Origin of the sequence: Brevundimonas sp., assembly GCF_036402095.1 — a bacterium.
In the GTDB taxonomy this organism is placed as follows: Bacteria; Pseudomonadota; Alphaproteobacteria; order Caulobacterales; family Caulobacteraceae; genus Brevundimonas.
Genome location: NZ_DASWTO010000183.1, coordinates 1 through 12,036 on the forward strand (window position 1 = coordinate 1; position 12,036 = coordinate 12,036).

The following is a 12,036-nucleotide window of genomic DNA, read 5'->3' on the forward strand; positions in this document are numbered from 1 at the left end:
GCCGCTCGAGCGCGAGCTTGTGCATGCCGGACGAGATGTCGACGGCCGTCACCCGGCTGATGCCGGGGTGCTGACGGAACAGATGCGGCCAGGCCTCGCCCGTGCCCGCCATCAGATCATAGCCGACGGGCGCCCCTCCGGCGGGCAGGCGCAGCGCTTCCACGCACTGTTTCCGCCATCGTTCCGTGAACCCGAATGAAAAGAACCAACTGAACGAGATGTAGGATCTCGAACAGCGGTCAAAGACACCCTTCACGAAGGCGGGATCATAGATGTCATCGTGAGGGCCGACTGCGAGGGGCTTGTGCATCCCGCGAAGATCGCAGGTTGCCCCGCGCTTAGCTACATGGCGGTCGCCAAGGGTCATTCGACCCTACGCAGGGCCGTTCAACAGCCTCAGTCCCAGCGCGTGAAGACGCCGCCGCCCTCGTCCCATTCGCCGCCGGCGTCGAGCGCGTCGTCGAAGTCGAGCAGCCGGTCCAGCAGGATGCCGGCCACCACGCCGGCGGCGGCGACGCCGACCAGGGTGATCAGACTGGCGACGCCGACCTTCTCGTTGCGGGTCAGCCGACGCCGGCCGGCGGGATCGATGATGCGGTCGCGGTTGCGCTTGAGGCGGGCCATCAGGCGGCCAGCCTCGCCGCCTTCCTGACCTTGGCCACGGCGCGCTCGCGCTTCAGCCGCGACAGGTGGTCGATGAACAGCACGCCCTCGAGGTGATCCATCTCGTGCTGGATGCAAACGGCGTAGAGGCCGTCGCACTCTTCCTCGACGGCTTGGCCGGCGTAGTCCTGATAGCGGATGCGGACCCGGGCGGGGCGTTCGACGGCGTCGTAGACGTCGGGCACCGACAGGCAGCCTTCCTCGTACTGGAACAGTTCGTCGGAGGCCCAGACGATCTCGGGATTGACGAAATAGCGCGGGTTGCGGCGGGCCTGCTCGAAGGCGGCGCGGGCCTCGTCGGCGGCGTCCTCGGCCGGCTCCTCGACGCCCTCGCGGTCACCCAGGTCCATGACGATGACCCGGCGCGCGTCGCCGATCTGCACGGCGGCGAGGCCGATGCCCGGCGCCGCGTACATGGTCTCCAGCATGTCGTCCATCAGGGCGCGCAGCTCGTCGGTCACCGGCCCTTCGACCGGCCGGGAAACCTGCTTCAGCACCGCCAGATCGGCGGGGGTGTCTATGGTGAGGATGCGACGGACGGCCATGGCGGGGAGGTAGGCGGACCGGGCCCGAACGTCAAGATTTCCGAGCGCCGCACTCGGTTATGTCGGTGGAGAGGCGATAAGACGGGCCGATTGTCGTTGCTCTCGACATAGGAAAGACCTATCTCGATCCCATGCTCCCCACCCTGCGTCAGCTCCAGTACCTGAAACTGCTCGCCGAGCACGCCTCGTTCAGCCGCGCGGCCGAGGCGGCGCACGTCAGCCAGCCGGCGCTGTCGGCGGGGGTCCAGGAGCTTGAGCGCATCCTCGGCGCGCCGGTGGTCGAACGCACCCGCGGCAATGTGCAACTCACCGCGGTCGGGGCCGAGGCCGTGCGCCGGGCGGAGGACGTGCTGGCGCGCACGGAGGATCTGGTCGAGGCGGCGAAGAACGCCGGCCGGCCGCTGTCCGGCCGTTTCCGCCTCGGCGTCATTCCGACCGTCGCGCCCTTCCTGCTGCCGGCCAAGCTGCCGGGGCTCAGGGCCGACTATCCGGACCTGCGGCTGTTCATCCGCGAGGACCTGACGCCGCGCTTGATCGCCGGGCTGAAGGGCGGGCAGCTGGACGCCGCCGTGATCGCCCTGCCCTATTCCGCGTCCGGCGTGGATCACGCGCGGATCGGCGACGACGAAATCCTCGCCGCCGCGCCGGCCGGCCATCCCTTGGCCGGAAGCGGTCCGATCCCGCCGGGTTCGCTGAAGGCCGGGGATCTGATCCTGCTGGAAGACGGCCACTGTCTGCGCGATCAGGCGCTGGCGGCCTTCGACATCGACCCGCCCAAGGGGGACGACGTCTTCGCCGCCACCTCGCTGCACACCCTCGTGCAGATGATTTCCTCGGGCCTGGGCGTCAGCTTCCTGCCCGAAATGGCGGTGCGGGCGGGGCTGGCGGACACGCCCGGCGTCGTCGTTCGCCCCATCGCCGCCAAGGCCCCCCGGCGCGAGATCGTGGTCGCCTGGCGCACCGGCTCCAGCCGCGCCGCCGAGGCCAGGCTGCTGGCGGAGGCGCTGCGGCTGGACTGACGGCGGCGCATTACGACTCCGTAAGGTGCGCCCGGATTTCGCCCTGATAGGGTCGCGTCGCCCGCACGCGCCGGGCGTCCCGGAGCCCCTCCCCATGAAGTCCCGCCTGTTCGCCGCCGCCTCGATCGCCGCCCTGATGCTGGGCGCCGCCGCCTGCGCCACGGCCCCCGCCGCCGGCGTCGCTCCCGTAATGGCCGCGCCCGCCGCCGCCGCGCCCGCCGCCGCCGCCGCGTCCCAGCCCATCGTGGTGCCGCCGCTCGGCTTCCGCGAGCGGACCCTCCCGAATGGGCTGAAGGTCTATACGGCGCGCGACGCCTCGACCTCGAACGTCACGGTGCACGTCTGGTACAAGGTCGGGGCCAAGGACGACCCGGAAGGACGCTCCGGCTTCGCCCACATGTTCGAACACCTGATGTTCAAGGCGACGCGGAACCTGCCGCAGGAGACGTTCGACCGTCTGACCGAGGACGTCGGCGGCTCGAACAACGCCTCGACCGGGCTGGACGTGACCAACTATTTCGAGACCGTGCCGGCCCAGCACCTCGAGCGGATGCTGTTCGCAGAGGCCGAGCGGATGGGCTCGCTGGTGGTCGACGAGACCTCGTTCGAGAGCGAGCGCGACGTGGTCAAGGAGGAGTTCCGGCTGCGCGTGCTGTCGACGCCCTATGGACGGTTCCAGCGCCTCCACTCCCAGGCCTTCATCTATCAGGACAGCCCGTACCGCAGGCCCGGCATCGGCTCGATCGCCGATCTGGACGCCGCCACGATGGACGACGTGCTGCGCTTCCACGAGACCTTCTACCGGCCCGACAACGCCTATCTGATCGTGGCGGGGAATTTCGATCAGGCCCAGCTGGACCGCTGGATCGATCACTATTTCGCCGGGATCGACAACCCCGACCGGCCGCTGCCGGAGAACAATGTGCCGGAGAGCTTCGGCCCGGCGCGTGAGGCGACCTTCTACGGACCCAACGTGCCCCTGCCGATGGTGCAGATCACCTGGCCGACCGTGCCCTACAACCACCCGGACCGCGCCGCGCTGGACGTGCTGGACGGCATCCTGTCGACCGGGGAAAGCTCGCGACTGTACCAGTCGCTGGTCTATCGCCAGCAGATCGCCACCCAGGCCAGCTCCTCCAACAGTCAGCAGCAGCAGGTCGGGGTGCTGAACACCTTCGCCATCATGAGCGAAGGCAAGACGGCCGACGAGGGTCTGGCGGCGCTCAGGGCCGAGGTCGCCCGGCTGCGCGACGAACCGGTCACCGAGGCGGAACTGGCCGAGGCCAAGACCGAGCTGACGGCGCAGGCGCTGCGCGGGCTGGAGACCATCGACGGCCGCGCCTTCCAGCTCGGCTACGCCCTGATCATGACCGGCGACCCGACCACGGCCGACCGCGACATCCCCAACATCCAGAGGGTCACCGCCGCGGACGTGCAGCGGGTGGCGCGCCAGTATCTGACCGACGACCGCGCCATCGCCATGCGCTACCTGCAGGCCACCGACGAGCATCCGGCCTCGCCGGTGCAGGAGGCCTTCACCGCGCCGGTGACCCTGGCCGATCTCGCGCCGGCCGGCGAGCCCGTCACCCTGCTGCCCGAGGGCCAGCGCACGCCCCTGCCGGAGCCGGGCGCGGCCGTGGAGGCGGCGACGCCGCAGGTGGCCGAGCGCCGCCTCGCCAACGGCATGCGGGTGCTGGTGGCGCGCAAGCCCGGCCTGCCGCTGGTCTCCGCCCGGTTGAGCTTCAACGCCGGCACGGCCGACGACGCCGCAGCCGGCAAGGCGGGGGTCGCCAACTTCACCGCCTCGCTTCTGACCCAGGGCACCGAGACGCGGACGGCGCCGGAGATCGCCACCGAGATCGAGCGTCTCGGGGCCGAGATCGGGGCGGGCGCGGGGGTGGACTTCACCAACGTCTTCGCCTCGTCGCCGGCGAACGTCTTCCCGCAGACCATGGCGCTGATGGCCGACATCGTGCGCAACCCGGCCTTCACCGCCGAGGACCTCGCGCGCGAGCAGACCCAGACCCTGAACGGCCTGAGGGTGCAGCTGTCGCAACCGGGGCCGGTGGCGGGTCTCGCCGCGGCGCGCGCCGTCTATGGAAACGCGCCCTACGCCGTGCCGGGATCGGGCACCCCGTCGACCATCCCGACGATCACGCGGGACGATCTGGTGACCTTCCACAGCGGCATGTACCAGCCGTCGAACGCAACCCTGGTCTTCTCCGGCGACATCACGCCCGACGCGGCGTACGCGCTGGCGGAGCAGGCCTTCGGGAACTGGCAGGCGGGGCCCGCCCGCGCCGGGGTTCCGGATCCCGCCGGTCCGCCGACGGCGCCGCGGGTCATCGTCATCGACCAGCCCGGCGCGGGCCAGGCGGCGGTCTATGCGGCCATGCGCGGCATCGCCCGCACCGACGAGGACTATTTCCCGGTGCTGGTCGCCAACGGCGTCATGGGCGGCGGCTTCTCGGCCCGGCTGAGCCAGGAAATCCGCATCAAGCGCGGTCTCAGCTACGGCGCCTACTCCAGCCTCAGCGCGCGCGAGGACGAGGGCCTGCTCTCGGCCTCGGCCCAGACGCGCAATGACGCCGTACCGCAGGTGGCCGAACTCATCCTGGCCGAGATCGCCCGCCTGTCCGAGGCGGACGCGACCGAGGCCGAGCTGGCGCCGCGCAAGGCCACCCTGATCGGCGCGTTCGGCCGCTCGCTGGAGACGGTCGACGGCCTCGGCGGTCTGGTCGCCAACCTGGCGCTGTACGGCCTGCCGTTGTCCGATCTGGCCACCTACGACGATGACGTCAACGGCGTCACCCCGGCGCAGATCCGGGCCGCCGCCGCCGAGCATCTGCCGGCCACGAACGCCAGCCTCGTCATCGTCGGCGACGCGGCGCAGTTCCTTGAGGCGCTGCGGGCGAAATACCCGAACGTCGAGGTGATCCCCCTGTCGGATCTGAACATCGACTCGGCGGCGCTGAGGTAGGGCTCAGGTCGACAGACAGACGACCTGCGCCACCCGCAGATCGCGGCGCAGGTCGTCGGCGACGAGGCCGTAGTTGTCGACCGTGACGGTGCGGCCGGTGAGCGGCTCGTCGGCCGTCTGCAGGCCGCGGACGGCGGGGCCGAAGGTGTCGGGCGCGGTGGTGTAGATGCGGCCCCGGCGCGGGCTCTCGGCGATGGTCACGCCGACGGCGCGGCCCTGACGGTCGAGCACCGGCGCGCCGGAGAGGCCGGACAGCGTGCCCCCCAGCCGGTCGGTGCGCCCGACCTCGGCCCAGGCCAGCACGGGTTCGTCGCGCTGGCCGCGTCCCCGCACGCGCAGCGTCTCGCGGCCCAGCAGGCGCGAGGTGACCTCGCCGGCGCGGCCCTGCGGAAAGCCGGGATGGAAGGCGCGCTGGCCCGTGCGCAGCGACGCGTCGACGGCGATCGGAATGGCCGCCGGGCCGCCCGCGGTCTGCAACACCGCGATGTCGGCGCGGGGGGCGAGGCGCACGTCGGCGGCGACCGCCCGGCCGCCGCCGACCATGATCGCCGGACGGCGGCAGCCCTCGACCACGTGGCGCGCGGTGACCCAGCGGCCTTCGTCGGCGATCGAGAAGGCGGTGCCCGAGGCGGGCTGGAACGGGATGTCGGGAGCGTTGACGGTGACGGCCGGGTCGAAGGGCGTGATCGGCCCGAGCAGGGCGCCCTCCATCTCGTCCGGCGGCGGCGGGGCGGGCGGGGCGTCGGCGTTCTCGCGCTGACCGAGGGACAGGCCGACCAGGGCGGCGAGGACGAGGGTGTAGATCACCCAGTCGGGCGGACGGGCCATGGCCTCAGCCGGTCAGGGCGGCGGCGAGGATCAGGGCCGTCGACAGCTTGGCCCCGACGAGCAGGACGGCGGCGGAGATCTCGCCTTCGCGGATGCGTTGCGGCAGGCCGCTCAGCAGCAGGTCGACGATGCGGAAGGCGAGCAGCTGGATGACCACGGTGGCCACGCCCCAGATGAGGATGTCGCGGACCGAGGTCGAGACGCTCAGGCTGACCGCCAGCGGGATGGCGAGACCGACCAGCACCCCGGCGAAGGCCACGGCGGCGGCGGCGTTGCCCTCGCGGATCAGGGCGATCTCCTTCCACGGCGTCAGCAGGGCGTAGATGATCGCGCCGAGGGCCAGCAGGCCGAGCGTCACCCCCAGATGGGCCAGGGTCGTCGGGAAGCCCGAGGCGAAGGCCTGGACTTCCGGGCTTTCGAGCACGGTGGCGAGGGAGGAGGAGTCCATGACGGTCCGGGCGGCTGACACAGCCGAGGCTGTGCCCCATTCCCGCCCCAATCCGCAAGCGCGGCGCGGCCACAGTTGATGAGGAAATGTTACAGAGCCGCCGGTCGGAGAGGGCGGGTCAGGCCGCCTCGACGGCGCCGGCGGCGGCGGCCTGTTCGGCGCGGCGGACGCTGGCGCGGACCTTTTCGCTTTCCGACTTGAGCTGGCCGCAGGCGGCGAGGATGTCGCGGCCGCGGGGGGTGCGGATCGGCGAGGCGTAGCCGGCCTTGTTGAGGATGGCGGCGAAGCGCTCGATGGTCTTCCAGTCCGAGCATTCGTAGTCCGTGCCGGGCCACGGATTGAACGGGATCAGGTTGATCTTGGCCGGGATGCCCTTGATCAGCGACAACAGGGCGCGAGCCTCTTCGGGGCTGTCGTTGACGCCCTTCAGCATGACGTATTCGAAGGTCACGCGGCGGGCGTTGGAGAGGCCCGGATAGGCCCGGATCGCGGCCATCAGCTGGTCGAGCGGATATTTCTTGTTCAGCGGCACCAGCACGTCGCGCAGGGCATCGTTGGTGGCGTGCAGGCTAATCGCCAGCATGGCCTGGGTGCGGGCGCCGAGCGCGTCCAGCTGCGGCACCACGCCGGAGGTCGAGACGGTGATCCGGCGCCGCGACAGGGCGATGCCCTCATTGTCGGAGATGATGTCGATGGCGTTCGACACATGGTCCAGATTGTAGAGCGGCTCGCCCATGCCCATGAAGACGATGTTCGACAGGCGGCGGTCTTCCTTGGGCGAGGGCCATTCGCCGAGGTCGTCGCGGGCGACCTGGACCTGGGCCACGATCTCGGCGGCGGTCAGGTTGCGGACCAGCTTCTGGGTGCCGGTGTGGCAGAAGGTGCAGTTGAGCGTGCAGCCGACCTGGGACGACACGCACAGGGCCCCGGCGCGGCCGACGTCGGGGATGTAGACGGTCTCGATCTCGATGCCCGGCGCGGTGCGGATCAGCCATTTGCGGGTGCCGTCCTTCGACACCTGACGCTCGACGATCTCCGGCCGGGCGAGGGTGAAGGCTTCGGCCAGCTTCGCCTGGGTGTCCTTCGCCACATTGGTCATGGCGGCGAAGTCGGTGACGCCGTAGTGGTGGATCCAGCCCCAGATCTGCGCCGCGCGCATCTTCGCCTTCTCGGGCGGGCAGACCTCCGCGTCGATCAGCGCCTGACGCAGTTCGGCGCGCGTCAGACCGGACAGGTTGACGGGCGCCGCCGGGGCGGGCGTTGACGTGCGCGAAAGGTCGAGCGTGAGGCTCAAGGGAACATCCTTGGGTGGCGGGAGGCGCGCCTTATACCACAGATCGGGCTGGTTTTAAGGCGGGGCCGGCCAGGGGCGCCGACTCAAAAAACGCGGGGCGGACTCGGCAGAGTCGGCAAGGTCGTCGTGGAGGACACGGGGTGCAGAGTCGGCGGAGTCGGCATCGTCATCTGGTGAAACCGCCTGCGGGCGGCGGTTCGAGGGATGTGATTGTCAAAGACCACGGCGACGGAAACCCGGACATTATGCGCCCGTCGTCTCCTCGGGCGGGTTCATGACGCTGACAATTTCGCAAGGCGTTGGAATCGCCATGGTTCGTCCGGGAAAGTGTGATGGCCGGCGGCGGATTTGCAGCGCAGCATTTCCTGTCCTTCTCCCCTCCGGGGGAGAAGGTGGGCGGCGGAGCCGCCTGGATGAGGGGGATGTAGGCGGTGGTCCGGCTGACAGCGGGTCCGGAGCAGACCGACCCCTCATCCGCCCCTCCTGGGCACCTTCTCCCCCAGGGGGAGAAGGAAGCGCCGTCTCACTCCGCCTCGTCCTCGATGGCGTGGATCTGGTCGTCGTCGAGACCGAAGTGGTGGCCGATCTCGTGGATGAGGACGTGGGCGATGATCTCGTCGAGGCCGACGTCGCCGCGCTCGCACCATTCGTCGAGGATCGGCCGGCGATAGAGGAAGATGCGCGACGCCTCGGGGGCGGGGCCGAGACCTTCGCGGCGGCCGATGTCGACGCCGTGATAGAGGCCGGTCAGCTCGAACGGATCCTCCATCTCCATCATCGCCAGGGTGTCGTCGTCGGCGAAGTCGTCGACGCGGATGACCACCTCCCCCGCCAGCGAACGGAACGGCTCGGGCAGGGCGTCGAAGGCCTCGCGGGCCAGCCGGGCGAAGTCGTCGAGGGAGGGGGCGGGTTGGGAGGTCCAGGTGGAGGGCATGGCCGGCAACGTAGAGGCAACAGGCAGCAGGCAACAGGCAGCAGGTGACGTGCGGCGCAGTTGGGCACTGGCGGGGCCGCCCTCTTCCTGTTGCCTGTTGCCTGTTGCCTGTTGCCTGTTGCCTGTTGCCTGCTGCCTGATCCCTCGACCCTCGCCCCCCATCAGGTATGGTTACCGAATCAGGGCGTGGGAGCTGATCTGACCAAATGGCCGAGGCCGACATCGCCTATGTCGCCACCGCAGGCGCCGCGGGGCTGGCGCTGGCGCTCAGCGCCTGGGCGGCGCGGCTGCGCGGTCGGCTGGCCGAGCGGGCCGAGGCCGCCGAGGCCGAGCTGTCCGCCGCCCGGGCCGCGCTGGCCGACCGGGACGGCGCGCTGGCGGCGTTCGAGGACGCCCGGCTGGCCCTGACGCCCGACGGTCAGACGCGGCGGCTCGGCGCCCCGGCGGCCTGGGACGCCATCACCCGCGAACTGGCCGGCAAGGAATGGCCCGAGATCGATCCGGCGCTGGTGGTGCTGGACGCCGTCCGGGCGTCGGCGGGCCCGCGGCTGGACGCCCTGATTGATCAGGGCGAGCCCTTCGACGCCGTGCTGGACGGGACGGGCGGCGCCTGGGCCGTGGAGGGCCGGTCGTCGGCCGGGGCGGCCTGGCTGCGGCTGTCGCGGCTGGGCCTGGTCGGCACGGCGGCGGAGAGCGGCCTGGGCCTGCTGGCCGACGCCTATCCGGCCCCGACCTGGATCACCGACGCGGCCGGGCGGCTGGCCTGGGCCAACAAGGCGTGGCTGGCCGAGATGAAGGCCGAGAGCCTCGACGCGGCGCGCGAGAAGGGACTGAGCTTCGACCGGGGCGCCGACGCCATCGTGGCCGAGGCCGGACGGCTGCATCAGCGGCAGGAAGGATTCCGCTGGACCACCGGCGGCGGACGGCGGCGGGCATGGCGGATCGTGGCCGAGCCGGCGCCCGGCGGCGCCGGAGCCGTGCTGGCCTTCGCGCTGGACATGACCGAGGCGGAGGAGACGCGCGACACCCTGCGCCGCCACGTCGAGGCCCATGACGAGACCCTGAACCACCTCGCCGACGCCGTGGCCATCTTCGGCCCGTCGAAGCGGCTGGCCTTCCACAACACCGCCTTCCAGCAGCTGTTCAACATCGATCCGGCCTGGCTGGACGAGCGGCCGACCCACGCCGAGCTGCTGGACCGGCTGCGCCAGCGCCGCCTGCTGCCCGAGGTCATCGACTACGCCGGCTGGAAGGCCAACGAGCTGGACTTCTACGGCGCCTCCGAAGCCGCCCCGGACGACAGCTGGTCCCTGCCCGACGGACGGACCCTGCGGGTGGTGCGCCAGCCGCACCCGCTGGGCGGGGTGCTGCTGCTGTTCTCGGACATCACCGACGAGCTGAAGCTGCGCAGCCGGTTCAACGCCCAGATCCAGGTGCAGAAGGCGACGCTGGACAAGCTGAACGACGCCGTCGCCGTGTTCGGATCGGACGGCCGCATCCGCCTGCACAACGAGGCCTTCGACACCTTCTGGGGCGTCAGCGGCGAGGCGCTGGACGCGGCCAGCGACTTCGACGCCGTGGCCGCCCTGTGCCACCAGACCATGCCCGACCCGGCCCTGTGGCTGGGGCTGAAGGCGCGGGTGGCCGATCCCGATCCGGAAAGCCGCGTGCCGATCTCGGGCGAGGGGCGGACGGCCGACGGCCGCATCGCCTCGTGGCAGACCCGGCCCCTGCCGGACGGGGCCACGCTGGTGGCCTTCTCCGACGTCACCGCCCGCCGCGGGCTGGAGCAGGCGCTGGCCGCCAAGGCCCAGGCGCTGGAGGAGTCGACGGCGTTGAAGCGCGAGTTCGTCGGCAGCGTCAGCTACGAGCTGCGAACGCCGCTGACCACCATCGTCGGCTATTCCGAACTGCTCGAGACCCAGGCCGACCTGCCCGAGCGCAGCCGCCAGCACGCGGGCGCCATCCGCGTCGCCGCCAGCCAGCTGGCCGGCTCGATCGACGACGTGCTGGACATGGCCCAGATCGACGCCGGCGAGATGGAGCTGACGCTGGGCGACGTGCGGGTCTGCGACGTGCTGGACGAGGCGGCGGCGAAGGTGCGCGAGCGGATCGAGGGTCGCGGCGCGACGCTGACGGTGACCTGCCCGGCGGCGCTGAAGCCGATCCGCGCCGACGCCCAGCGAGTCGGCCAGGCGCTGGAATATCTGCTCGACAACGCCGCCCGGGCGGTGTCCGAGGGCGGGGCCGTGACGCTGACCGCCGAGGCGGCGCCGGCCGAGGTGCGCATCCGCGTCGAGGACACCGGACGGGGCATTCCCTACCACCTGCAGGCCCATGTCTTCGATCGCTTCGTCAAGCGCGAGCGGGGGGGGCCGGGGGTCGGCCTGGCCCTGGTCAAGGCGCTGGTCGAACTGCACGGCGGCTGGGCCGAGGTTGAGAGCGAGCCCGGCAAGGGCGCCGCCTTCATCCTGCACCTGCCGCTGGAGGCGACCAGCGTGGCGGCGGCGCCGGAGTTGAGGTTGGGATAGGGCTTAGGAATTAGGGATTAGGAGATTAGGGAGAGCCGGGTGGGTGTCCAAAGGCGCAGCCGGGCGGTATCCCGTGACCAAGCCCTAACCCCTAAGCCCTACGACCTTCCTGGGACGCCGCCATGGCCAAACTTCTCAAGACCGCGCTGATCTACGACTTCGACGGCACGCTGGCGCGGGGCAATATGCAGGAGGTCACCTTCATCCCGTCGGTGGGGATGGGGATCGGCGACTTCTGGGGCGCGGCGGACAAGCTGACCCGCGAGGCCGACGCCGACAACATCCTGATGTACATGCAGCTGATGCTGCAGCGGGCGCGGGAGAACGACCACCCGATCACCCGCGAACTGCTGGCGGGACACGGCGAGGACGTGAAGCTGTTCGACGGGCTGAAGTCGGACCTGACGGGCCGGGGCTGGTTCGAGCGGATCAACGAGGTCGGCGCGAAATACGGACTGGAGATCGAGCACTACATCATCTCCGCCGGGCTGGAGGAGATGATCGACGGCTGCCCGATCCGGCCGGAGTTCCGGCACGTGTTCGCATCGAAATTCGTCTACGACGAACATGGCGTGGCGATCTGGCCAGCCGTCGGCGTCAACTACACGACCAAGACCCAGTACCTGTTCCGCATCAACAAGGGGGTGCTGAACCACTGGGAGCACGAGAAGATCAACCGCTTCATGGCCGACGACGACCGGCCGGTGCCGTTCGAGCGGATGATCTTCCTCGGCGACGGCGACACCGACGTGCCGACCATGAAGATGATGCACACCAAGGGCGGCTTCTCGATC

The 12,036-nt window shown here is 70.7% G+C and carries 11 protein-coding genes; 4 read left to right on the top strand and 7 right to left on the bottom strand.

What is annotated here, in order from left to right; translation table 11 throughout:
* The 3 genes from VGD32_RS12180 to def form a co-directional block, all read right to left on the bottom strand.
* Positions 1–310, bottom strand: a 310-nt coding sequence (locus tag VGD32_RS12180) for a class I SAM-dependent methyltransferase (protein WP_331032151.1), incomplete at its 3' end; no start/stop codon positions are given.
* Between the two features lie 86 nt (positions 311–396).
* Positions 397–624, bottom strand: a complete 228-nt coding sequence (locus VGD32_RS12185; protein WP_331032152.1) for a hypothetical protein — start codon at positions 622–624, stop codon at positions 397–399.
* Positions 624–1,208 carry a peptide deformylase gene (def, locus tag VGD32_RS12190; RefSeq protein WP_331032153.1) on the bottom strand — a complete coding sequence of 195 codons (585 nt, stop codon included), beginning with the start codon at positions 1,206–1,208 and terminating at the stop codon, positions 624–626. The genes VGD32_RS12185 and def overlap by 1 nt, the downstream gene beginning before the upstream one ends.
* A 131-nt stretch (positions 1,209–1,339) precedes the next feature.
* On the opposite strand from def, the gene VGD32_RS12195 reads away from it, so the two are divergent.
* Positions 1,340–2,227, top strand: coding sequence for a hydrogen peroxide-inducible genes activator (locus tag VGD32_RS12195; protein WP_331032154.1), 888 nt, complete (start codon positions 1,340–1,342; stop codon positions 2,225–2,227).
* 94 nt (positions 2,228–2,321) lie between these two features.
* Entirely contained in the window at positions 2,322–5,207 is a 2,886-nt protein-coding gene (locus VGD32_RS12200) for a pitrilysin family protein (RefSeq protein WP_331032155.1), read from the top strand.
* Positions 5,208–5,210: 3 nt separating this feature from the next.
* On the opposite strand, the gene VGD32_RS12205 is transcribed toward VGD32_RS12200, so the two are convergent.
* The 4 genes from VGD32_RS12205 to VGD32_RS12220 all read right to left on the bottom strand — a co-directional run bounded on the left by VGD32_RS12205 (position 5,211) and on the right by VGD32_RS12220 (position 8,711).
* A complete protein-coding gene (locus tag VGD32_RS12205) occupies positions 5,211–6,035 on the bottom strand; it encodes a serine protease (RefSeq protein ID WP_331032156.1) in 825 nt (274 codons plus the stop codon).
* A 4-nt stretch (positions 6,036–6,039) separates the two neighbouring features.
* Positions 6,040–6,483, bottom strand: a complete 444-nt coding sequence (locus VGD32_RS12210; RefSeq protein WP_331032157.1) for a DUF350 domain-containing protein — start codon at positions 6,481–6,483, stop codon at positions 6,040–6,042.
* Between the two features lie 118 nt (positions 6,484–6,601).
* Positions 6,602–7,777 (bottom strand): 23S rRNA (adenine(2503)-C(2))-methyltransferase RlmN, encoded by a 1,176-nt coding sequence (gene rlmN, locus VGD32_RS12215; RefSeq protein ID WP_331032158.1) that lies wholly within the window; start codon positions 7,775–7,777, stop codon positions 6,602–6,604.
* A 523-nt stretch (positions 7,778–8,300) separates the two neighbouring features.
* Complete coding sequence (locus tag VGD32_RS12220; protein WP_331032159.1) at positions 8,301–8,711, bottom strand: metallopeptidase family protein; 411 nt, start codon at positions 8,709–8,711, stop codon at positions 8,301–8,303.
* 206 nt (positions 8,712–8,917) lie between these two features.
* Between VGD32_RS12220 and VGD32_RS12225 the strand changes: the two genes are divergently transcribed.
* Positions 8,918–11,242 (top strand): PAS domain-containing sensor histidine kinase, encoded by a 2,325-nt coding sequence (locus VGD32_RS12225; protein ID WP_331032160.1) that lies wholly within the window; start codon positions 8,918–8,920, stop codon positions 11,240–11,242.
* A 122-nt stretch (positions 11,243–11,364) separates the two neighbouring features.
* Positions 11,365–12,036 (top strand): HAD family hydrolase (locus VGD32_RS12230; RefSeq protein WP_331032161.1); only part of this gene is annotated, 672 nt, incomplete at its 3' end.